Here is a 22,323-nt window from a genome sequence, read left to right on the forward strand (position 1 = left end):
ACCTTCACTCATTATAATGATTGCCTCCATTGACTTAGTTCTGATTCCCACAGCTGTTAAATGAGATGGGTGAACCTGACAAAAAACGATTAGAAAGTGATCCAGCAAATATTATTCCGCAATAAAAAAGTTAAGGGAATTATGTCCCTCAACTTTTTAGTGTTCCATTGACTATTTCCCAAGAAATGTTTTTTTCAATAGCAGCTAACCCTTTCATGTTACAGGTAATGCTGACTCATCTTTCATAAGCCTTTTTCGATAAACCATATTGGACAGCTGCACACTCACTTCATAAAGCACAAGCAAAGGGACGATAACCAAAATGTCCGAAATCATATCAGGAGGCGTAATCAGGATAGAGATGATGACCAGGACGAAATAAGAAATCTTACGAGACTTTTTCAACACTGTTGGATTGATGATTCCCAATCTGGTTAGGAACATGACCACAAGCGGCATTTCGAATAAAATCCCAAATGGTAAGATCAAATTAATCATGAACCGAAAATATTTTTCAGCTGTGAACATCATCTCGAATTGCCCGGCTGATAGGGAAGTGAGGAAACCAAGCACTATTGGAAACAAAACAAAATATCCAAATGAGATACCTGTGATGAATAAGATGAACAGCCCAGGAATGAACCGGAATGTAACTCTTCTCTCTTCCGGTTTCAATGCAGGAGCCACAAAGCGCCATAACTGATAGGCAGCTAGCGGAATCGTTGCAGCTATTGCGCAAACCGCAGCAATTATCATATATACCCACAGGATGTCACTTGGGCCGAGCACGGCAAGCTTCCCATCTAAATCCTTAATAAGCAGTTCATAAATATCCTGTACGAATATGAAACTCACTATAAAAAAAACGAGAAAACCTATCAGTGTTTTAATGATTCTGCTTCGGAGTTCCTCCATATGCTCAATAACGTGTAAATCCTTGCTCTCCACTTTCACTCCTCCTTTTTGACAATTTACAAGCCATATATAAGTATTATAATTGCTAAATCCAATATCCCTCGAACTCTTCTCATGAAAAGAAGCAGGCGAGTCTTTCCGCCCGCTCTAACCCATTAAATTCATCCCTCTTTTTTAACGGCTTTTAACGCAGCTTTATTCTCGTTTTCATCCTCTTTATCTGAATCATTCACCAATCCTTTGGTTGCACTTTTGAATTCGGATAAAGTTCGACCAAATGCACGGCCGATTTCCGGCAGCTTGGACGGTCCAAAAATAATCAGTGCAATCACGAGGACGATGACCAAGCCAGGTATCCCTATATTAGAAAGCATTCTCATTCACTCCAATCAAGTATAATTATTTTCCCATTCACATTTCCTTGTCTTTCTATCAATTAGTGACTTTCCTCTGCCTGTTCATTCTTTGTTTTTCATGTGCGCGATTATGGGCCCGTGTCCGATCTTCCTCGACTTCTTTCGTTTTTTGGATACCTTCCGTAACCGTTGCTGACGCAACCTTTCTTAGTCCAGTTTGATCCTTATCAAACACAAAGGATGCTCTTGTTGATATATCCGCTCCTGGATCTGTCACGAAAGGAACTACACGGTAATCCGCCTTCCATTGTTCTGGTGTTACTTTGCATCGGACATACCCACGGTAATCATTAAAGAACTTGATATGTGGATTCTGGCTTAGTATTTTATCCGTATCCGCACGCTTATCTGCTCCGTTTCCACCGGATGTGATGGATGTGCCGACAAACTCCACACCGAAAGTCCTTGAATTTGGATCATTGAAATCCGTCTTTAAATTGGCTGCCCAGCTTGCATGTACATCACCGGTCAACACGACCAAATTTTCTATATTATTACTTTTAATTACATCAATCAAACGATCACGAGCAGCCGGGTAACCATCCCAAGAATCCATGCTGAATTTGGGAGCGGTAGGTGTTCCATAATTCCGTTGTGCAAAGAAAATCTGCTGTGGGAGCACATTCCACTTCGTTTTTGATTTCAAAAGATTATCAGTTAGCCACTGTTCCTGCTCTCGACCTAGTAATGTACGATTTGGATCAAGTGACTCAGGCGTTTGCGGTGAACTGACATCGCCGTTTGCCTGATCATCCCTGTATTGGCGTGAATCCAATACGAAGAAAGAGGCCAGGTCGCCATAAGTGAAATTTCGGTATAACCGCATATCCGCTCCCTTTGGCAAGGAAGATTTACGAAGGGGCATATGCTCATAATAAGCCTGATAAGCGGCTGCCCTTCTCTTGATGAATGCTTCAACCGATTGTCCTTTTTCCGGAATGACATTTGCATAATTGTTTTCAACTTCATGATCATCCCAAGTCACGACCCATGGGAAAGCAGCGTGTGCCGCTTTTAAATGAGTATCAGAGCGGTATTGTGCGTATCTATTTCGATAATCCTCAAGAGTAATGATTTCCGGACTGTTATGTACACGGACATTACCTGTAGAAGCAACATATTCATTTGGCCCGTACTCATATATGTAATCGCCAAGGTGAAAGACAAGATCCAAATCTTCTTTTGCCAAATGTTTATAGGCCGTATAATAACCATGCTCAAATTGCTGGCATGAAACAAAAGCGAATGACAGGCTTGAAACACTTGAACCGATTGGCGGAAGTGTTTTCGTTTTCCCAGTCTGACTTACTTCCCCTCCACTTTTAAAACGGTAAAAATAGACCATATCCGGTTTTAACCCGCTTACTTCCACATGAACGGAATGGCCAAGTTCAGGCCTGGCTATTTCCTTGCCTTGTTGTACAACCTGTCTGAAATTTTCATCCTTTGCCACTTCCCATTTAACGGATATGGCTTCTTGTGGCATACCTCCTCCATTTAACGGATCAGGTGCCAGCCTTGTCCATAAAACAACACTATCCGAGAGCGGATCACCGGAAGCTACACCTAGAGTAAATGGAAAATCACTGAATTTCGGGGCAGCATTTACTTCAATCCCGCCCATTGATTGAGCAAGGGCAAGACCTAATGAAAGTCCGGCAAGTTTACTTGCTCCCTGGATAAAGTTTCGGCGGTCCATATTCTTACCTAATTCGCTCCAATTCTTAATTAAATCATCCATTGCTCTTTCATTATTCATTGATCTTTCCCTCCTATTATTTGAATCTGGTTCAAGTATAGTATGGCCCTTTTAAAGGTGTATGAATAAGTGTAAATCAACAAATTTCCAATTAGGGATTTCCGTGCAGGACTTATGGGTCTCTTTAAACAATGAAACAGATCTGATTCACTCATGCATTTACATAGACCTACAAACTTTCATCTACAACATCATTCTTTCAACCTATTTTTCTTAATGAATCATTTATTTAATCATTACAAATAACTGCTATGGGCTATTTTTACAATAAACCTTTAAAACTATAAAAGCCTAAGAAGCCAGCGAAATAATGGAATAAAAGAAAGATCGCTATCACTTGGTTGGATCCCACCGCAGTAAGGAAACCTTGATTCAAAGGAAGGTTTAGAAATCATCATAGTTTTCTAAAATCGGACTAAAAATGCTTCAATAATAATTTTATAAGTCAATACTCACTTTTGGTTTAAAAACATCCTAATTTATGTAATAATAGTTTCATAACAAAAAAAGAAAGCACTTGAGGATTCTGCATTGGAGAGTATGGAAGCATTATTTAAAAAAATTGAGATATTGAGGAAAGAACTAATAAACACCGGATTGATTTATGGATTTACTGCCCCAAAAACATTACATAAAAGCCAGGAACTAGATGAACTGTTGAATTTACTTACAAATGAAAAAGAACCAAATGATTTAGAATATGTCTAAAAAGATCCATGAACTAATACTTCATGGATCTTTCTTGGACTTTTACCTATTGCTTCCTAGTATAGTTTTCTACCTTATTTCGTGTAGAATTCGCCATGGGAATAGAACATAAAAAAGTTATAATAGAAAGATAACCAGACATCAAGGGGAAGTACAATGGATAGTAATGATAAATCTAAAGATTTTTTAATGCAGGAGTTACTAAAGCTAAAACTTTCACTAAGACATGAATTAAATCGTGTCACTCAAATAATAGATCATTTAAAACCCGGATCAAGAGGCTGTACTTCCTTTAAAAGATGTGTCAATACATAATGAATTGTTGGACGATAAAGATACATTCTCCCTTGTTAAATTACAAATGCAGAAAAAGATCTCTAAACCGAGCTATGAGGCTTGGATGAAAGATGTGTACTTTTCTTCTATTGAAAGTGACCAAATGACATTAGTTGCACCTAATGTATTCGCTCGAGATTGGCTTGAGGAAAGGTACGCAGAATTAATTAAATTCTTGCTGAAGAGTATCAATGGAAAAGATTATACGATTCGATTTATTATGAAATAAGGGAACTCGTAACCAACCAAACGAAGAAGCTATAAAGGCTCCTTCGTTCGTTATAAGAAAATAATAAAGTACATGTTATGTGCCTAAAGCTTTAGTCTGAGATAATATGAAGTAAATAGGCAGTCAACTGGCTGTTTTTTCGTCCGGAATTTCCCCAATTTCATAAGTTTAGCGTTTTCTAAGCATTCATTTTCCTATATCTTACGGTCATATCAACGATTGTCAATAATAAAACAAACCATAACATAGGATTATTCAAAGAAATTCCTACAGTAGATTTTCCGCCCATTACCGTTAATAATCCTATTAGCACTAACATATAAAAAATAAATACTGCTTCTTCAATTAATGCATTTTCACAATCTTTTTCAGTCTTTCGATTAATGACAATATAGACAACCGCTAATGAGATCATTCCAATTGTCAGTGCAGTTTTAGGAATGTCTTTGAGAACGAGATGAGGGAAATAATCAAAAATCATTAGAAAAGAAAATAATAAAAAGATACCTATTCTCAATAACATTTTCAAATTCATCTTATTCCCCATTTCCTCGATTTTTATTTCCTAAACCAGTAATTGCATTGGAAATATTGAACTGATTTAGGTGATGTGTAATTACTTTTGCCATAATGAACCACTGTCGCATGATAATTTCTTTTCTTTTCTGCAGTGCTATATGAACTTGATACCCAAGAACCCACGTAAGTTGGACTAATTTTGGACCAGCTATTTAACTTTACAAAAAGCCAATTAGCGAATACACTATCTGTCAGTTTTTTAGGAATCTTTTTCATCATATATGCAAAAATTAGATTTTTGGCTTCATTTACACCGGTATTTTTGTAGGTTCTATAAATAGGAGCTATTTCAGTTATTGTTGATCCACCTGAAATAGGTCCATATGCAGTTATACCACCAGAGTTAAGTGTATTAATACTCATAACTTCATTATATAGATTTTCAATCTCTTGCTCCGTTAAAATTGTATTACTTATTATTTCTAGTTCATTAAAAGAATAGGCATGTTCGTTTACTTCTTGTTGTGTCGATGTCTCGTTGCTAACTTCTATACTTGCAAATGAAGGAGCATCAACGATAATGAAAAGGCAAATATATTTTTCATAATCTTCTATTCCCCTTCTAGTAGATTTTTTCTTAACATTTTTCCTACATTTAAGAAATAAATTCTCTCATAGAAGATGCTGTTTATGGAGTGATCTAAGTAGAGGCTGAAGGACAAAGGTTTAAGGCTGAAGGCTGAGGCGGTAACAATTCCGATTTCTATATCTGTTTATAAAATCCTCTCCTTTCCATGGTTAGGTATTATCTACCACTTTATATTAACATTAGTATGAAAATATAACTAGATTTATTTTATTTTTATAAAAATATATATAAAAAAGGGTCTGAAGAATCATTATCCAAATTATCGTTACCTCTTTTAGAAGCTGTGGGATTTTATGACTTCATTCAAGACTTGAAATATGTCTCAGTCAAGATTTTTTTCGAAAGAAGTAGTTTTTTATGTTCGGTCAATTCTTTGACTGGTTCACATAGACGTCGTAAAAGATACTATTTATTATGTCATCTAATAATTTTTAAAAGTCTCATTTCCTCATACATTTAAATGCTTTTATAATATTTGTTAACCAATATCAAAATAATATATTATATTAATTTTTTATGAGTGTAATTCCACTTATTGCTTTTGAATTAAACGATTGGTTCGTTCATTCAATAAGAAAAAGAGCCGTCGTAACAGCTCCTTGTCCATCTCTTTCACACTTTTGAAACGATAGCATATCGTTTCTCCTACTTATTTTTTACTCTTTGCATGCGTTTGACCTTATATTGTTCAAAATCCCACTTCGACAAAAATTCTTTTGCAGAAGTATAGCCTGATTTATAGAGAAAGTCGATTTCATCCTCATTCAGTTCAAAATCCGTTGCGTTGATGCCGCCAGTAGGAATTTGAATCGTGCGTTCAATCGTTTCTTCGTTCATATAACGTAAATCATGGGCTTGAAGCATCGTTTTAAATATATTTTTGAAAAGGTGGATTGGCGTTGGTATAACCGCATCTATGTTAACTTCATCTTTCACAAAATGGAATCCAAACGTTGGAAAGCGAGGATTGTCTGTATCAAATATCCATATTGGGAAGTTACTAAGTAAACCACCATCTAAAATGTAGGATTTTTTCCGGTCTTTTGATTTCCAAATAACCGGACGGAAGAAAAATGGTAAGGAGGCACTCATCATTACGGCAGTTGAAACTTTTAAATCAGCAGGAGTCATCCCATAGCGATCCAAATCATCTGGCAAAATAAGCATCTGGCCATTCGAAACATCCGAAGCAATTATCTTCAACTTTCCATCTGGAAGATCCGCGAATGTCTTAATCCCTTTTTCTGAAAGAAGAGAATCCACCCATGTTTCCAAATAATCGTTTTTGTAAATCCCGAGATGAACCATAAGTTCCAAAAATAATCCACAAATGGGAATTCGATTCAGAATTGTCCTGCCTCGAAGCTTTGAGTAATTGATTTCACTATACCGTTCTTTAATTTCATGGCTTTTATAGCCACTAGCCAAAAGAGCAGCTATTACTGCTCCTGCTGATGTCCCAGCAAGTCTTTCCCATTCTACTTTTTCCTCTTCCATTGCTTGAATCGCTCCAATAAAAGCAATTCCCCTGACCCCCCCACCTTCAAAAACGGCATCTGCTTTCATTTTTTCCCACCTCTCGATAAGAGTTATTATTATTAACGATAATTTCTAATAGAAAGAAATTTTCACACTCTTGAATCCTGAAAATCAGCCCAAGCCAGTTTTAGGATAAACTAGCCCGATTGCCATCCATGATTGGAATCAATGACGGTTCTATTTTCTCTAACAAATTAATTCGGAAACAGTATCAAGACACTCATGAGTTTAAAAGATTGTGTTTTTCAATCTGTAACACAACTTCTGTATATTCACGTTCTTTGAACTTCCAGATTTTCAAGTCGTTCGCATGGTTAATGATACTTCTAATCTCTGTTTATGCAGTTCATCCCTGATTGACAAATTGGGTGCATATCTCCTTTATTATTTCATCATGTCTGTGACATTGCCCACTTGAGAAACCCTTAATCATTTACTCTGTCTCTACTGCAAAAATATCAATAGTGGATAGACCCCCTTAACAATGGTCAACGCAATGTTGATGGATCAGCCGTAATGGCAATAGTAGGATAGCATCTTTTATCATGGTATGTATATAACGAGGCATTTGCATGGGACAAATTATCAGATACCTTCTAAAAAACTTAATTGAATCAAATAATGTTTATATTATTGAACAAACGCCTCAAAATCTTCCTTTTAGGGTAAGTAATTTATGTAAACTAACAGAATAACCACCAGTCGCTAGTGAGAGAAAACTTCTTGACAAAAGCATTTCTTTCCCAAAACTTCAAACCGAATTTTGACAATGCACTATCGGGATATGTTTTCCATAAAATTCCAATGTGGTCAAAAGCCTAGGTTTGTCTTAATATAGTTCATCTAAATTAAGCTGGGCATGGAGTTCCCTCCACATCCGCTTTTCCATTTTTCGGGACATATAGTAGCAAAAGGAACAGTTGTCTACATGGGCATTTTTTCCCCAGGATGGTCAGCCATCGCATACTGACTTTATTAGCTTAGAAAAAAATTTTAGCGTTAAACGCTTAACCCACAAAGTGCCCTGGATTCATCTTCTTTTGATTCTGACCTTGTTTCTATCATAAAAAATAGAAAAGACTGATGCCTTGGTCTGCACTTAGTATATTTTGAAAAAATAAAGCTATAACAATGGTTATCTAACTAGAGAAAACACTTACCGCTTTTTAGTGCGTTTTTTTTCTAATTTCCCCCTCGCAAGACAAGAATTACGTCATTCTGATGGAGATTGATTTTTTTGAATAAAAGGAAACTTTTGTAATTATAGATCGTAATAAATTAATAGGAATAAATCTTATTGGAGGTATTGAGATGGATTATGGTTTATTGATCATTGGTATAGCTTTTTTATTAATTTCCTATTTAGTGGGAATCAAAAAGCAAACATGGCTGTTAGCTGGATTTAATGAAAAGATGATTAAAAATAAATCTTTATTGGGGATAGTGACAGGCAGCGGCTTTTTTCTTCCAATAGGCTTATTAATGATTACAAACAGCATGATCGACTATCATTATGAAGGTAAAATTCTTATCCTAGCCATATTTGTCTTTTTAACAATTATATACGTGTTTATCAATAGAAAGTTACTGGATTAATAATTGAGCATATTTAGAATAAAACCGTAGGATTAGAAAGAACTATGAGGAATGTTTGGCATAGGAACACTCAGCATTTCTTTTACTTTTTCAGGAAAATCCCCCTCTTTAATATCAAGATTTTTAGCAGGATTTGATAAAGGTATTCTTTAATTATTGTCGAAATGGGTTAAGTAACAATAGAAGGAGTGAGAAAAATGGAAAAGAACCGTGCCACGAAAATGTATGATTACCATGTTTGGGCTAATCAGCAAGTTTTCCAGAACTTAAAACAATTACCTGACGGAGTCTATGTCGACACGATAAAAAGTGTCTTTCCATCCATTAAGGACGTCCTGGTTCACCTTTACGCAACAGATATCACATGGTTGGAGATAATGAAAGGAAGCACCATTCAAGATACTTTTAAGAAAGTTGAACGGCGGCGGGAAGCAGTGGGTGGAGTTTCAATAAATGAACTAGAATCTTGCTATGATGGACTTGCAAAGGATTATTATGATTTTCTTGCAACGCAGCCTGATCTGGAACGGACCATTGTAACCGAACACCCCAAAATGGGGGCTTGTGAGTTTGTACTTGCCGACCTCATCCATCATGTAGTGAACCATGGGACCTATCACCGGGGTAATGTGTCAGCGATGCTCCATCAACAAGGCGAGCGTGGCGTACCTACAGATTTTGTATTTTACTGTTTAAAATAAGCTTGGCATGGCAACCTCGATAATAAAGGAATATCAAGCAGGAGTCGCTGTAAATATACTAAAGTTCATTTTCCAGATGAATGCCGATTGTCCCCTTGCCAAGGATTTATCGTATGTAATGGCAAATCCAACTCTTAAGGCAGATTGAAAAAGGCATTGATAATTACCAATGCCTTCTTTTTATGGTTATATGGTTTTTTTTAGCTTTACCCGTTGAAGGCGCAGTGCATTTAATACGACTGATACAGAACTGAAAGCCATGGCAGCACCCGCTAACCACGGGGCAAGCAGTCCGATTGCAGCAATTGGTATTCCGATTACGTTATAAGCAAATGCCCAAAATAGGTTTTGTTTGATATTTCGCATCGTTTTCCTGCTCATGAGGATTGCATCTGCAATACTGTTCAAATCACCTCGAATCAAAGTGATATCGGCAGCTTCCATGGCTACGTCCGTCCCGGTTCCGATAGCCATTCCTATATCAGCAAGTGCAAGTGCTGGTGCATCATTTATCCCATCCCCGACCATTGCCACTTTTTTACCGGCGGCCTGCAGTTTTTCAACTTCCTCTGCTTTCCCTTCAGGAAGTACTTCTGCAATCACTTGGTCAATCCCCACTTGATTGCCGATGGCATTTGCTGTCCTTTGATTATCCCCTGTTATCATGATGACCTGGATATCCATTGCTTTTAACCTTTTAATAGCCGTTAGCGAGGTATCTTTTATCGTATCCGCAACAGCAATGAGGCCTGCATATTCACCTTCAATGCTAGCGAGCATTGCGGTTTTCCCTTGCTCTTCAAGTTCTTCCATCGCTGTTAGCGCCTTTGTTATATCCACGTTATTCTGCTTCATCAATTTTCGCGTTCCGATGAATAGCTCTTTTTGATCCACTACAGCTCTCACCCCATAACCAGGTATCGCTTCGAATTCCCCAACCTCTGCAAGTGATACCTGTCTTGCTTGAATTCCTTGAACGATAGATTGGGCAAGAGGGTGTTCGGATTGTTTTTCAACTGCACCAATAAGAGATAAAAACTGGTCTTCTTCCATTCCATTCTCGATGATGACATCGGTTAACACAGGGGTACCATTCGTTACCGTTCCCGTTTTATCCAAAATGACCGTATCAATATGGTGAGTGGTTTCCAAGTGTTCCCCACCTTTAAATAAAATACCGAATTCTGCAGCCCGCCCTGATCCTGCCATGATGGATGTGGGGGTGGCCAGACCTAAAGCACATGGACAAGCTATGACTAGCACTGCAATCATCGCTTCAAAAGCAGGTAGGAATTCTCCAGGGCTAACCACTATAATCCAAACAAGAAAAGTTAAAAGGGCGATTCCGACAACGATAGGAACGAAGACACCGGAAATTTGGTCAGCAAGCCTTTGAATCGGAGCTTTGGACCCTTGAGCATCTTCGACGACTTTGATGATTTGAGAAAGAGCTGTATCCTTTCCGATCTTCGTCGCTTTCATTTGGAGAAAACCATTCTTATTCAATGTTGAACCTATCACAGTATCCCCGATTGTTTTATCTACCGGAATGCTCTCACCCGTTAACATGGATTCATCGACTGCAGAGTTCCCTTCAACCACTACTCCATCGACAGGGATCTTTTCACCCGGCTTCACCAAAACCGTATCCCCTACAATGACCTCTTCAAGAGGTATGTCACGCTCTTCACCATTCCTTAACACCAATGCCGTTTTGGCCTGAAGCCCCATCAATTTTTTGATGGCCTCGGAAGAACGTCCTTTTGCTTTTGCTTCAAAAAGTTTCCCTAAAAGAATGAGGGTGATAAGAATCGAACTTGTTTCGAAATAAAGTTGTGCCGTATTGTGATGGGATCCAATCGAAATGATCGCCTGATAGACACTGTAAAAATAGGCAGCGGATGTTCCCATTGCGACCAATACATCCATATTGGCGCTTTTATTTTTCAAGGCTTTATAAGCACCAACATAAAACTGCTTTCCAATGATGAATTGCACGGGGGTGGCAAATGCCATTTGCACCCAAGGATTCATGAGGAAATCAGGCATATAGATAAACGAAGTAAAACTAAAATGGCTTACCATTGCCCATAACAATGGAAAAGATAAAATGACGGAAAAGATGAATTTATTCTTTTGTTTGTGAATTTCTTTCTGACGGAAATCCACTGAATCCATATTATCTTCCTTGATGATCGCCCCATACCCCAACTTCTCCACTCGTTGAATGATATCAACTGGGGACGCTTCGGAAGGGTCATATTCGACGGTCGCATTTTCAAGCGCCAGATTCACATTAGCCAGGCTCACTCCATCCAACTTATTTAACCCTTTTTCAATTCGGGTAGCACAGGCTGCACAGGTCATGCCAGTAATCGTAAATTCCTTTTTCTCTTTCACTACACCATAGCCAAGATCTTGAATTTTCTTTTCAAAGTCCTTGTTGCTTAATTTTTCTGGATCATACTTAATGACTGATTTCTCAAGAGCCAAATTAACGGTGGCTTCCTCCACGCCTTCCATTCTGTTTAACCCTTTTTCAATCCTGGTTGCACAGGCAGCGCAAGTCATGCCTGAAATCTGCATACTTGTTTCTTTTATATGGCTGCTCACATCATCCACGCCTTCCCATACCGCTATGGGGTATATTTTTTTGTAAAAAAGAAGTGCCTTAGAAGCACTTTTTTCACCTACTCGACATCGTAGCCTTGATCATCGATTGTTTCTTTTATTTTTTCAAGTGATACTCTTTCTTTATCAAAAGCTACATCCACTTTGCCTGCTTCCAAATGCACTTTTACGCTTTCAACACCTGCCAGTTTTCCTACATTACCTTCAACAGCATTCACACAATGACCACAAGACATTCCACTGACATTCAATGTTACATTTTCCATTCAAAACCACTTCTCCTTTACTTCTTCATTAATTTTTGTATCGTTACAAGCACTTCATCTATAACCGCCGTATCCCCATCATTCAGCCGTTCAACCACACAATTCCTAAGATGGCCTTCCAATAAAATCTTGGCCACACTATTCATCGCACTTTGAGTAGCAGCTATTTGGGTAATCACATCGTCACAGTACGTATCTTTTTCAATAAGACCCTTTATACCGCGAATTTGACCTTCGATGCGATTTAACCGGGTCGTTAAATTCTTTTTTACTAAATCCGAGTGATGGCTCTTTCGGCCGTGGGAAGAGGTCGTACAGCATTCATCTTCGTTCATCGAATCATGCCCATTCATTATTTCATCCAATTTCCATCCCTCCTAGAAATTAATATACCATACCCTCCTACCCTATGCAAAGAATGAGATTTACGTTCTTTATTTACTATTCGTTTTTTACCATTTTCTATTCTTTAGTTAGGAAACTCATATTTTGGGAGTTAGTCTACCCGGAACCTGGACCAGCCAAGGTCCTCTTTGCCTAAGAAATGCGAGTAGTCAAGATGTTTTATTAAAACATTAGCCCAAATAAACGCTGAGGATACTCATGTATCCTCAGCGTATTTATTTTCATTTAATTTATGATTCCAATGTGATGATTACTGTTCTTTTGAAATATTATTATCATTATTCCTTTTCTTTTTCACTAAAAGAATGATGCCAATGATAAAAGCTATTACGCTATATATCCAGGTGAACATAAAGGCAAGGCCCAATCCGATATTCGCGTCCATGTAATCGCTGGTCGCATGATCAATGGCTAAATAGAGAAGCGGCGCACCTCCAATGATGAACAGGATGACAAAGAGAACATTCTTTTTCGCATTCCTGGCCGATAAAAAAATGATGATGAAGGATAGCAAGAGAAACGCTTCTGAAGCTATCGTCAAAGTTACAAAATTGCTCATGATAATTCACTCCTGATCATGGTTGCATAAATGGAATTCATTTTACATGTGTTCCCTTATATCTATGTTCCTTTTTGCACCTTTTTCATAAATCCCAAATTTTTTTATTTTATTAACTGTGTATACTGCTGATTATAGAAACTCTGCGGCACACACGCATAATGATGGTGAACCTGGAAACCTCCAACAGGAAATGAAGGAACCAGATTTCATGTTAATTTTTCTTTGATAATTGCAAGGCATTCTTAATGCTTTTCAGTGATTTTGAGCTTCCGTACATCAAGACTCCACCACGATAGATTTTTGATCCGATTATACCAAGTAAAACAATGGTTAGAATCAACACTGAAATGCTGATGGCGATTTCCCAGAATGGAACATCAAGCATGCCTACGCGCAGGAACATGATCATAGGCGTGAAAAATGGAATGAATGATGTAATCGTAATATAATTGGCTGACGGATTCCCTAGTCCAAACATCGCAATCATGAAGGCAATGACAACTAACATGGTCATCGGTGAAATCATTTGCTGGACATCTTCAATTTTGCTGACAACGGACCCCAGACATGCAGCAAGAGTCGCATAAAGAAGATAACCAAGCAAAGCGAAGATGATTGCATAAATGATCGTTGAGATATTGATGTTGCCGAATCCAAAAAACGAGAAGAATCCTTCATCCATACCTGTCAAGTTTTGTTTTATCGAGAAATAACCCACGCCAAAAAATAAAAGCATTTGAGTAAGACTAAGCAAAGCTACCCCCATTATTTTGGCGAACATCTGCGTGACTGGCGGGACACTTGAAATCAGGATTTCCATGACGCGTGAAGTCTTTTCAGTAGCTACTTCCATTGCAATCATCGTTGCATACATCAACACACCGAAGTAAATGACGAATAAGAGCACATACACAAGACCGCGAGCTTGATTGAGGTCTTCTTCTGTTTTTGCATTTTTCTGAAGCGCAATCGTTTCAAATGCTGGCGGCGTATTCAATTGTGCGATTTGCTGCTCTGTCAATTTCAATTCCTTCGCTGTTATTTGGCCCTTCAATTGGGTAAGCGCGAGAAGCAAATCATTACTTACCATTGAATCTGAAATTTGATTCGCTTTATACGTTCCCTTGAAGCCCAGGGTATCATCCTTTTTGATCAACAGATACCCAACGATTTCTTCTTTGCTAACCATTTCCTCCGCTGCCTTTTCATCCTGGGCGGATATTACCGAAATGGCCTCGTTCACACCTGCTACCGCATTTTTATAAGAATCAAATATGCTATCTTTAGTCTGATCGATGACAGCAACCTTTTCCTGATCATCACTATCGAATGAATCTATAAGTTTCGAAATATTCGTAAGGACAAGAATCAAGGCCATCATAATGATTGTAGAAATGATAAAGGATTTCGTTTTTAATTTTGATAGATATGTATGGGAAAGGACAATCCAAAATTTATTCATAGACGGCACCTACTTTTTCAATGAAAATATCCGTAAGCGAAGGTTCTTCCAATTCAAATTTTCGAACGAAACCTCTTGGAACGAGATCACGAATCATGTTCTCAGCTACATCTTCACCAGTGACTTGAAGGATTTTCCCCTCCATCGTGTTCTTAATTTTTGTTACACCTGAATAAGTATCCAGGAAAGATAAATCAAAATCGGCTTTTATTGAAACATTCTTTTTACCAAAAGAACGCTTAATTTCTTTTAATTTTCCAGCCACAACCGGGGAACCTTTATGCATGATGCAAAGATGCTCACACATCTCCTCAACATGCTCCATGCGATGACTCGAGAAAACGATCGTCGTGCCGCTGTCCCTTAAGTCGATGACCGCTTTCTTCAGTATTTCCACATTAACCGGATCCAGCCCGCTGAAAGGTTCGTCAAGGATAAGTAATTCAGGTTTATGAATCATGGAGGCGATCAGCTGGATTTTTTGCTGATTCCCCTTAGAAAGCTCTTCTACCCGCTTATCGATGTACTCGGGCACCATAAAGCGGTCTAGCCAATACTCCAACTCTTTCAAAGCATCCCGTTTGTTCATCCCTCTTAATCTAGCCAAATACACAATTTGATCGCGTACCTTCAGTTTAGGATATAGCCCGCGTTCCTCTGGAAGATAGCCAATCAATGAACTGGTCGTATAATCGATTTTCTTACCATCCCAGATCACTTCCCCTTCAGTGGGGTCAAGCAGGCCGAGTATCATCCGGAACGTTGTCGTTTTCCCCGCCCCGTTCCCACCTAAAAAACCGAACATTTCTTTCTCAGGGATCGTTAAATCAAGCTGATTGACAGCTGTGAAATCCCCGAATTTTTTCGTAACTTCTTTGATTTGTAAAGCCAATGTACAACCTCCTAATATATGATTCTATTCCATGTTAACGGAAAGGTTTTCCAAATTCAACTGCCGAGGTAATCTAAAGAACTCTTCTCCCCCACCATTATATGCAAAATTCTAGAAACAAATTTTCACTATCTAGACCCACTTGAAAAGAATTACAAACGCTTTTAGCGTTTTGGGTTTGCTAAGTACTCAACAAGCATTTTTTCTGCGAATCTTAGTAAAAATACCCCTTTCCTCCGATAGGTGGTATCAATGAGGATGCTTTCGATAGAATCAATTTTAAAGAAACCGCTCCATATAGGCTGACTTTTTTTATACTATTTATTAGCAGTAACCAACATATCCGTAACCGCCTCCGGATCAACCCAACACAACTGCTTCATCAACGATTAAGAGGTAACAAAACGGACCAAATGTGAAACCTCCACCGAATCCAAAACCGCCGTCACAACCTGACATATAGAATATCTCCTTTATTAAAAAGAGGAACTTAAGTGGGTTAAATCTTTTTTCGTCCAATCAGGAAAGTGATATGACTTTCACAATTAAGTTTTCGTTCAAGTTGACTATATGGACAGGGGTTTTCACACAGAAAATAGGGGATAACCTTTTGGACTATTCTTTCGCTTTAGTACATTTGGACTTTTGCTTCTTTTTAAAACAAACGATTCCAAAAGAGTGGATTGGGTACAATATGAACAGAACTGGTCCATAATAATATTTTGCCCAACAGTACATTAAATATTTTGAAACATAAGGAGGAAGTTTTTATGATTAATGAAAAAGTCGCCTTGATATTAGAAGATAAAATTAACGTTATTAAAGGTGATGAAAAATCCATTTATTTAGTCGGACCTATCAAATTACCCGTTAACTTAGATGGCGAAACAACTATATTCCAATGGTATTGCTGGTTACGATGTGATAATATGGCAGGTCATTTTTGTAATGAAGGCTCTTATAATATGGAAAAGATCATTGAAACTTTAGCCTCTTCCAATTTAGCGGAAATGCAGCAATCCAGTGTGTTGCTGTATGGAGATTTTCAAAATTCCTCGGATGCTCTTATCCGGATGCATAGCATTTGTCATACTGGTGATATATTTGGCAGCAAACGATGTGATTGTGGCTTTCAACTAAAACATGCTATGAAAATGATTGCTGCTCAAGGAACCGGTGCTTTATTTTATTTAGCGAATCACGAAGGAAGAGGCATCGGATTATTTAGTAAAGCCATGGCTTATGTTCTGCAAGAAGAAGGATTGGATACGGTGGAAGCGAATTTAGAGCTTGGATTTGTGGATGATGCACGTAACTATGATGACGCCATTCGAGTGTTAAAAAAACTGCGCTCCAATCCAGTGACACTTATCACCAACAATCCGAGAAAATTAGAAGCCCTTCAAAATTCAGGTGCCAATGTTGCAGGCAGAATTCCGTTATGGGGAGATACCTCCGAGTTTAATGAAAAATATTTAGAAACTAAAGTCGTACGTTCCGGTCATTTAAAAGATATTAAACAAAATGAATGATTCATTTGTTTTATATGAAATTGGCTTTACCCCATAAGGTAAAACCGCCCTAATTCCCCTTGTTAGATATGTTTACCGAATGTTTCCGAATTGCTGGAATAAGAAAGCATTTTTTAGCGGGGGAACCACATGAATCATGAATGTAATATCATATTTATATTGTTAATAAAATGACTTGTTATGGAAAACAGACAACTAAATAAACTACGGGAAAACCAAATAATACAATCAACGAAAGAAATAACCCTAATTATGTGTCCTTTTTCACTTTGCTCCCTCCTTTCACTAAATTTATTCTGTGTTTTTAATATGCCTTCTTGCATTATTCATACTCTTATATCTACGAATTATTATAGAGATTTTTAATGCTTAATGTTGAACAAAACAACCCCGTAGCACAAAATATAAAGCGGTCTTCTTATTGAAAAATCGCACCCTTCCGTACAATAAGAACTCCTTATTAGGCATAATAATTTTATATAACAATTTCCTCAATGATTGAACTGCCTTCAGTTACTTCAGCGTCAAGCCATTTCCAATTTTAATATGGGCATAATTCGCCCATCTGGTAAGACTTTTAGGAGTAGAAACACATTTCCTCCTAATTTCAATTTTGCTATTAACATGGTCATACCTTAACCACTAAGCAACTATCCTCTTTTACAATTCCAATCAGTGTTCCTTGTATGATTTGTCCCCACTATATGTTACTGAGATTATATGTCCTTCATGGTTATATTTAAAAATAGTCCTTAAAGAAACTTCTCCGTTAGTCTCAAGTGGGCATTGTAACGGTATTGTCTTTGTGCTGTAATACCATATCTTAACATTATTAATATATATGATTAATAATATAGATATTTAGTTTTGTTATATTTAACTTGCTGTCCTAAGGGATAGTAATCATAAATATATAGGAGGAAAAGCTACGTGAAAAAAACTCAAAAAAATTGATTTCAGTTGCCCTGACTCTAAGCATTGTGGGTGGGTATGGCAGTACTCTCTCTTTGGCAGCAGCTGATTCAAATCCATATGTTAGTAAAGTGACCGTTACATTTAATGGCAATTCTACGAATTCTAAAGGATTCACTTGGTACACTTCACTGGATTCCAAGAACAGTGATTTACAAGTTGTGAAAAAGCCGGGCGTTAAGAAGCCTGATTTTAAGAAAGCCTTAAAATTTTCAGGTACTCAAAACATTTCTACAAATTCTCAAAAAGAGTATGTACATAAAGCAGAAGCAACTGGACTTAAGGCAGATACTGAATACTACTACCGTGTTGGAGATGCATCATTAAACAATTGGAGTGAAGTAGGTACGTTTACAACAGCACCCAAAAATGGTGCTTTTACCTTTATTGACTTGACCGATACTCAAGCTAAAACGGAAGATGAGGCGATCCTTTCGTCCGAAACCATTTCAAAAGCTTTAGATACGGTCCCTAACGCCGAGTTCATGGTTCATAATGGCGACTTAGTTGACGATGGAGTCAAAGAGGAACAATGGGATTGGCTACTAGGGCACTCTCAGGAAAGCTTGCTAAACACGACATTTGCACCATCCGCGGGGAATCACGAGGATGAAAGTTATGCTTTTATCGACCATTTTAACCTGGATGTGCCTGAAAACTCAGCTACCGAAACAGGTGCCTATTATTCTTACGATTACAGTAACGCTCACTTTGTTGTCCTCAATAGCAACGAGGATTCTGAGAAATATGCGAACTTTTCGGAAAATCAAATTGAATGGTTGAAGGAAGATGTAAAAGCAGCCAAAGCCAATGGATCTAAATGGGTTATTGTTAATATTCACAAGGGACCTTATACGACTTCTAACCATGCAACGGATGATGATATCATGGATCCGAACGGAGTGAGAAACCAGGTGGCACCACTCATGGCGGAGCTTGACATTGACTTTGTCCTTCAAGGACATGACCATATTTATGCACGTACGAAACCGATCACGAGTAATGGTACGGCTTCAGAAACTGAAAAAATTACGGAAACTAAAAAAGGACAAACAGTTGAATATACCGTTAATCCAGATGGCGCTATTTATTTGATCCCTGCAACAGCTGGACCAAAAGTATATTACAAAAATCAAGATCCCGTACTTGGAGAAGCTTTCTATAATCTTTTCGAAGTAGCCGATGAAAATCATTCAGCGATCTATGGCCCAGACCCAAGCAATAACACCCGTCCAGTACGCGGCCAAATTCAAAAATTCGTTGGTATCAGCATGGATAAAGAAAAACTGACTGCCGTAACTTATGAGATTGATCAAAACAAGAATAATGCAGAACCTTATATTATTGATCAATTTGGTATCATCAAGAAATAACAGCTTTTCGAAAAGCCAACAAAGCATATTGTTAGGGAGATCTTCAGGGTCTCCCTTTCCTTTTGTTTCACCCCCATTATTTTTCTTCTGGGGACACGGGGGCGGAACTTCCATTTACCTCATTTCACTAAATTTTGAACACGTTGATCCTTGTTTAAAAGATGACCTGTGAGGGATTCAAACACGCCCTTCCCTGTCAAAACTAATTCCATTGTAATATAAATAAAATTGTATCAACCAAACTTTTGGCGCTTAATCGAGTATGGATTATTTAAGGTGCCAAGAGCAGGATTCTCATACACTTGACTTGCCCAGGTCTCACTTTACCAAGCACTCTACTATGATAAATCCTTTTTCATAGAAGTATCTTATATAACTACCGAAAGAGAATATAATCATTTTTGCGGTTCGTGCATATCCCAATGAAATTTATATGAGTTATTAAAAATAAGTTCAATATATTTTTAAATTATAGTATTTGCTGTATTATACATTCTAGCAGGTACCACAGCATAGCCTTAGTATGTTGGAAAGTCTTCTCCAACAGTAGAATCTATAACTCCACTAAACAATACCAGGACTGTATTACTTTTTCTCACCGTTTTTCGCATTGCTAACCTCATTTTTTTCAGCCCTTTTTGCTCTCCGTCCCTATAATCCGGTTGGAAAAACATTCTTTTTTCTTCTAATATACTTTCTATTGCACTTCTTTTGCAGGGACTAAGTAAATATAGTGTCTAACTTTTTGGGTTCACTTCAGTATTCCAGACCTCTTTCATAATCACATCCGATGCGTGAATCAACTACCTTTTGGATTTATCTTTTATAGTTTTTGCTATTGCTAAAAAAATGATGTTAATATAGAAGTAGCTATTAAAAAAAATTATAGGAGTGAAGGACAATGAGTGTACATAAAGCCCTTACGTTACATGCTCAAAAACAAAATCAACTTTTTACTGAATTTTCCCTATTAGACCAACAACGTGAAGATTATATTCAAGGAGCTATAGAATTATGTAAGGCTGAAAAGGATTTTACAACAGACCATATTAATCAAATCACTATGCAAATCAATGTTCTTGCAAACCAAAGGCTAATACCTACTCGTAAATTAGTTACCCCAGAAATGGTTCATTCATATGTGGAGTCATTAAAGTAAAATAATTTACTGATCTCTTAGTCGTAAGAAAAAGCACCGAATATCGGTGTTAACCCTCGACCTCCTAATCAAATATTAAAGATAATTTATAGCCCCCAGAAATGAGGGCTCTTTTTCTTTTAATCTAAAAAAAAGGGTTAATTTTGAAAAAATACTTTCGTTGGTTTTCTTGTAATTTATGTTGTTAGCTTGATGGGCATGCCAGCAAAACGCGAATTTACAACGCTAAGGGGTGTGTAAAAAATAACCGGTTTTCACCACGGTAAGGGTGTAACCGGTAATTATTACTATTATTGGTTGTTCCACGGTCGTAATGATTCTAAGGTAGTAACCCTTTTTTGATCAAATCGATACTCTAAAAGTTATATTTTGTTAACTTTGTTTCGCTATTTTATCTCTAATCTCCGCAATGGATAAGCCAGATTTCTTTAAGCTTTTAATAGTCTCAACTCTTTCCACTGCTGCTTCTCGAGGGTAACGACGTGTTAAGTTTTCATCTAATTGTTCAAATGGAATTAAATTAGCTTCGGTATAATATTTTAATGTACTGTATCTCAAATCAGTTATTCGAGCCAGTTCACCGATAGATATATACTCAGATTTCAAAATATCTTCTAATGAACGTCTCCTTGACACTTAAATCCCCCCTTATGAACCTGCCGAAGCAGAAGCAATGATTGTATTAATTGTGTGTGATAACGCATCAATCATTGCAAAAATTTCTTTGTTAGCCGTATCATTGCGAAGCATAGATAATTTATCATTAAGGTCTTCTTCCTCGAATTTACTGAAATAGTTCTTCAACATACGACTGCCTATTAACAAACTTGAAAGAACAACTGTATCGGTTGAAACTGGTCCCTCTTCTAATAATTCTGCACGAATTTGTTCTACAATTAATTTTTTAGCACCTTCACTGGGTATAAAGTGGTTGGATCGTCCTAATAAGCCAGCATTTGTTTTGGAGACCAAATCCAATTCCACTAAAGAATCACCGACTGCGTTGAATAATTCCTTGAATAAATTTCGTTTAGTAACTATTCCCCTTGCTAATTTTTTCAGGGATATTGAATTATCTTCGGAAATCATATTATAGATTGAACCCAAATACCCTTTATTACTTGGTAAATCTTGTTTTAATGTCACTTGATTCTCCGAAAACGAAACAATATCTTCTGCTGTAAGTTCTAAAATTCCACTGGCAACCATAAAAGCACGAACCCTCATACTGCCAATAGCAGCAACACTGCCTTTATCATTTAGTGCTAATAATAAATATTTTTGCGAAATTTCCATATCCTTCATAAAAACACCTCTCATTAGTTTTAGTCCAATTCAATAATGTGACTTACCGTTTATCACTTATTACTTATTACTTATTACTTATCACTTACTACTTATGATTTAAACTATGCATTTTATTTCTTTTTGTGTCAAGTAAATTTAATATTTGAGAGCAAAAAATGGGCTGTCTCAAAATCATTTTTTCACGATTTTGAGGCAGCCCCTTCTTTTTTGATATTAAGGCTAGTGACAGGGTTCTTGCTGTAGACCGCAAAGTAAATTAGGAGAAATAATAAAACACCCCTATTTTTTTATTTCTTCAAGCTTCCTTCTATTGACTGTGGACAGGTTACACTTAGTTGGACAATAAAAATAAGGGCATGTAGAATCATACACAATAAGTGAGGAGAATCTACTA

The 22,323-nt window shown here is 37.4% G+C and carries 22 protein-coding genes; 8 read left to right on the plus strand and 14 right to left on the minus strand.

What is annotated here, in order from left to right; all coding sequences use genetic code 11:
• Window positions 1-213 precede the first annotated feature (213 nt).
• The 3 genes from tatC to ACFX4L_RS18820 all read right to left on the minus strand — a co-directional run bounded on the left by tatC (window position 214) and on the right by ACFX4L_RS18820 (window position 3,090).
• Window positions 214-915: a twin-arginine translocase subunit TatC gene (gene tatC, locus ACFX4L_RS18810; RefSeq protein ID WP_375166304.1), complete on the minus strand. Its 702-nt coding sequence runs from the start codon at window positions 913-915 to the stop codon at window positions 214-216.
• A gap of 161 nt (window positions 916-1,076) precedes the next feature.
• On the minus strand, window positions 1,077-1,289 hold the full coding sequence (locus ACFX4L_RS18815; RefSeq protein ID WP_061462820.1) for a twin-arginine translocase TatA/TatE family subunit: 213 nt from the start codon (window positions 1,287-1,289) through the stop codon (window positions 1,077-1,079).
• A 58-nt stretch (window positions 1,290-1,347) separates the two neighbouring features.
• Complete coding sequence (locus ACFX4L_RS18820; RefSeq protein WP_284471043.1) at window positions 1,348-3,090, minus strand: alkaline phosphatase D family protein; 1,743 nt, start codon at window positions 3,088-3,090, stop codon at window positions 1,348-1,350.
• Window positions 3,091-3,630: 540 nt separating this feature from the next.
• Here ACFX4L_RS18820 and ACFX4L_RS18825 point away from each other — a divergent pair.
• The 3 genes from ACFX4L_RS18825 to ACFX4L_RS18835 all read left to right on the plus strand — a co-directional run bounded on the left by ACFX4L_RS18825 (window position 3,631) and on the right by ACFX4L_RS18835 (window position 4,363).
• Window positions 3,631-3,798 (plus strand): aspartyl-phosphate phosphatase Spo0E family protein, encoded by a 168-nt coding sequence (locus ACFX4L_RS18825; protein ID WP_284472086.1) that lies wholly within the window; start codon window positions 3,631-3,633, stop codon window positions 3,796-3,798.
• Between the two features lie 156 nt (window positions 3,799-3,954).
• Window positions 3,955-4,113 carry a hypothetical protein gene (locus ACFX4L_RS18830; protein ID WP_377383155.1) on the plus strand — a complete coding sequence of 53 codons (159 nt, stop codon included), beginning with the start codon at window positions 3,955-3,957 and terminating at the stop codon, window positions 4,111-4,113.
• Window positions 4,100-4,363 (plus strand): DnaA N-terminal domain-containing protein, encoded by a 264-nt coding sequence (locus ACFX4L_RS18835; protein ID WP_377405884.1) that lies wholly within the window; start codon window positions 4,100-4,102, stop codon window positions 4,361-4,363. The genes ACFX4L_RS18830 and ACFX4L_RS18835 overlap by 14 nt, the downstream gene beginning before the upstream one ends.
• Window positions 4,364-4,541: 178 nt before the next feature.
• Here ACFX4L_RS18835 and ACFX4L_RS18840 read toward each other — a convergent pair whose 3' ends face one another.
• The 3 genes from ACFX4L_RS18840 to ACFX4L_RS18850 form a co-directional block, all read right to left on the minus strand.
• A complete protein-coding gene (locus ACFX4L_RS18840; RefSeq protein WP_284471046.1) occupies window positions 4,542-4,898 on the minus strand; it encodes a hypothetical protein in 357 nt (118 codons plus the stop codon).
• A gap of 23 nt (window positions 4,899-4,921) precedes the next feature.
• On the minus strand, window positions 4,922-5,305 hold the full coding sequence (locus ACFX4L_RS18845) for a hypothetical protein (RefSeq protein ID WP_377405886.1): 384 nt from the start codon (window positions 5,303-5,305) through the stop codon (window positions 4,922-4,924).
• A gap of 871 nt (window positions 5,306-6,176) precedes the next feature.
• Window positions 6,177-7,097 carry a patatin-like phospholipase family protein gene (locus ACFX4L_RS18850; protein ID WP_284471048.1) on the minus strand — a complete coding sequence of 307 codons (921 nt, stop codon included), beginning with the start codon at window positions 7,095-7,097 and terminating at the stop codon, window positions 6,177-6,179.
• Between the two features lie 1,284 nt (window positions 7,098-8,381).
• On the opposite strand from ACFX4L_RS18850, the gene ACFX4L_RS18855 reads away from it, so the two are divergent.
• Together ACFX4L_RS18855 and ACFX4L_RS18860 are read left to right on the plus strand one after the other, a co-directional pair.
• Entirely contained in the window at window positions 8,382-8,666 is a 285-nt protein-coding gene (locus tag ACFX4L_RS18855) for a DUF3784 domain-containing protein (RefSeq protein ID WP_284471049.1), read from the plus strand.
• A gap of 197 nt (window positions 8,667-8,863) precedes the next feature.
• A complete protein-coding gene (locus tag ACFX4L_RS18860; RefSeq protein ID WP_284471050.1) occupies window positions 8,864-9,367 on the plus strand; it encodes a DinB family protein in 504 nt (167 codons plus the stop codon).
• A 186-nt stretch (window positions 9,368-9,553) separates the two neighbouring features.
• Here ACFX4L_RS18860 and ACFX4L_RS18865 read toward each other — a convergent pair whose 3' ends face one another.
• The 6 genes from ACFX4L_RS18865 to ACFX4L_RS18890 form a co-directional block, all read right to left on the minus strand.
• Entirely contained in the window at window positions 9,554-11,980 is a 2,427-nt protein-coding gene (locus ACFX4L_RS18865; RefSeq protein ID WP_377383159.1) for a heavy metal translocating P-type ATPase, read from the minus strand.
• 77 nt (window positions 11,981-12,057) lie between these two features.
• On the minus strand, window positions 12,058-12,264 hold the full coding sequence (gene copZ, locus ACFX4L_RS18870; RefSeq protein ID WP_061462811.1) for a copper chaperone CopZ: 207 nt from the start codon (window positions 12,262-12,264) through the stop codon (window positions 12,058-12,060).
• Window positions 12,265-12,281: 17 nt separating this feature from the next.
• Window positions 12,282-12,617, minus strand: coding sequence for a metal-sensitive transcriptional regulator (locus ACFX4L_RS18875; RefSeq protein WP_377405888.1), 336 nt, complete (start codon window positions 12,615-12,617; stop codon window positions 12,282-12,284).
• A gap of 302 nt (window positions 12,618-12,919) precedes the next feature.
• On the minus strand, window positions 12,920-13,228 hold the full coding sequence (locus ACFX4L_RS18880; protein WP_377383163.1) for a hypothetical protein: 309 nt from the start codon (window positions 13,226-13,228) through the stop codon (window positions 12,920-12,922).
• A gap of 214 nt (window positions 13,229-13,442) precedes the next feature.
• A complete protein-coding gene (locus ACFX4L_RS18885; protein ID WP_377383165.1) occupies window positions 13,443-14,693 on the minus strand; it encodes an ABC transporter permease in 1,251 nt (416 codons plus the stop codon).
• Window positions 14,686-15,585 (minus strand): ABC transporter ATP-binding protein, encoded by a 900-nt coding sequence (locus tag ACFX4L_RS18890; protein ID WP_061462806.1) that lies wholly within the window; start codon window positions 15,583-15,585, stop codon window positions 14,686-14,688. The genes ACFX4L_RS18885 and ACFX4L_RS18890 overlap by 8 nt, the downstream gene beginning before the upstream one ends.
• A 770-nt stretch (window positions 15,586-16,355) precedes the next feature.
• Here ACFX4L_RS18890 and ACFX4L_RS18895 point away from each other — a divergent pair.
• From ACFX4L_RS18895 to ACFX4L_RS18905, 3 genes are all read left to right on the plus strand, one after another.
• Window positions 16,356-17,117, plus strand: a complete 762-nt coding sequence (locus ACFX4L_RS18895; RefSeq protein ID WP_377383168.1) for a GTP cyclohydrolase II — start codon at window positions 16,356-16,358, stop codon at window positions 17,115-17,117.
• A gap of 1,007 nt (window positions 17,118-18,124) precedes the next feature.
• Window positions 18,125-19,462 (plus strand): purple acid phosphatase family protein, encoded by a 1,338-nt coding sequence (locus ACFX4L_RS18900; protein ID WP_377383170.1) that lies wholly within the window; start codon window positions 18,125-18,127, stop codon window positions 19,460-19,462.
• Between the two features lie 901 nt (window positions 19,463-20,363).
• Entirely contained in the window at window positions 20,364-20,621 is a 258-nt protein-coding gene (locus tag ACFX4L_RS18905) for a DUF2533 family protein (protein WP_061462797.1), read from the plus strand.
• Between the two features lie 372 nt (window positions 20,622-20,993).
• Here the strand turns inward: ACFX4L_RS18905 and ACFX4L_RS18910 are convergent, their stop codons facing one another.
• Complete coding sequence (locus ACFX4L_RS18910) at window positions 20,994-21,257, minus strand: MerR family transcriptional regulator (protein WP_089363280.1); 264 nt, start codon at window positions 21,255-21,257, stop codon at window positions 20,994-20,996.
• Between the two features lie 12 nt (window positions 21,258-21,269).
• Entirely contained in the window at window positions 21,270-21,926 is a 657-nt protein-coding gene (locus ACFX4L_RS18915; protein WP_377383172.1) for a GPP34 family phosphoprotein, read from the minus strand.
• Window positions 21,927-22,323: the final 397 nt, after the last annotated feature.

Origin of the sequence: Peribacillus sp. YIM B13482, assembly GCF_042787975.1 — a bacterium.
GTDB classification, from domain to species: domain Bacteria; phylum Bacillota; class Bacilli; order Bacillales; family DSM-1321; genus Peribacillus; species Peribacillus simplex_A.

What these genes read in the sequence shown, in the direction of transcription:
- ACFX4L_RS18875 (WP_377405888.1), bottom strand. Translation starts at nt 12,617, where the DNA reads ATGAATGGGCATGATTCGATGAACGAAGATGAATGCTGTACGACCTCT.
- ACFX4L_RS18845 (WP_377405886.1), bottom strand. Translation starts at nt 5,305, where the DNA reads ATGAGTATTAATACACTTAACTCTGGTGGTATAACTGCATATGGACCT.
- ACFX4L_RS18820 (WP_284471043.1), bottom strand. Translation starts at nt 3,090, where the DNA reads ATGAATAATGAAAGAGCAATGGATGATTTAATTAAGAATTGGAGCGAA.
- ACFX4L_RS18915 (WP_377383172.1), bottom strand. Translation starts at nt 21,926, where the DNA reads ATGAAGGATATGGAAATTTCGCAAAAATATTTATTATTAGCACTAAAT.
- ACFX4L_RS18885 (WP_377383165.1), bottom strand. Translation starts at nt 14,693, where the DNA reads ATGAATAAATTTTGGATTGTCCTTTCCCATACATATCTATCAAAATTA.
- ACFX4L_RS18905 (WP_061462797.1), top strand. Translation starts at nt 20,364, where the DNA reads ATGAGTGTACATAAAGCCCTTACGTTACATGCTCAAAAACAAAATCAA.
- ACFX4L_RS18880 (WP_377383163.1), bottom strand. Translation starts at nt 13,228, where the DNA reads ATGAGCAATTTTGTAACTTTGACGATAGCTTCAGAAGCGTTTCTCTTG.
- ACFX4L_RS18825 (WP_284472086.1), top strand. Translation starts at nt 3,631, where the DNA reads ATGGAAGCATTATTTAAAAAAATTGAGATATTGAGGAAAGAACTAATA.
- ACFX4L_RS18815 (WP_061462820.1), bottom strand. Translation starts at nt 1,289, where the DNA reads ATGCTTTCTAATATAGGGATACCTGGCTTGGTCATCGTCCTCGTGATT.
- ACFX4L_RS18850 (WP_284471048.1), bottom strand. Translation starts at nt 7,097, where the DNA reads ATGAAAGCAGATGCCGTTTTTGAAGGTGGGGGGGTCAGGGGAATTGCT.
- ACFX4L_RS18855 (WP_284471049.1), top strand. Translation starts at nt 8,382, where the DNA reads ATGGATTATGGTTTATTGATCATTGGTATAGCTTTTTTATTAATTTCC.
- ACFX4L_RS18895 (WP_377383168.1), top strand. Translation starts at nt 16,356, where the DNA reads ATGATTAATGAAAAAGTCGCCTTGATATTAGAAGATAAAATTAACGTT.
- ACFX4L_RS18830 (WP_377383155.1), top strand. Translation starts at nt 3,955, where the DNA reads ATGGATAGTAATGATAAATCTAAAGATTTTTTAATGCAGGAGTTACTA.
- ACFX4L_RS18840 (WP_284471046.1), bottom strand. Translation starts at nt 4,898, where the DNA reads ATGAATTTGAAAATGTTATTGAGAATAGGTATCTTTTTATTATTTTCT.
- ACFX4L_RS18860 (WP_284471050.1), top strand. Translation starts at nt 8,864, where the DNA reads ATGGAAAAGAACCGTGCCACGAAAATGTATGATTACCATGTTTGGGCT.
- tatC (WP_375166304.1), bottom strand. Translation starts at nt 915, where the DNA reads ATGGAGGAACTCCGAAGCAGAATCATTAAAACACTGATAGGTTTTCTC.
- copZ (WP_061462811.1), bottom strand. Translation starts at nt 12,264, where the DNA reads ATGGAAAATGTAACATTGAATGTCAGTGGAATGTCTTGTGGTCATTGT.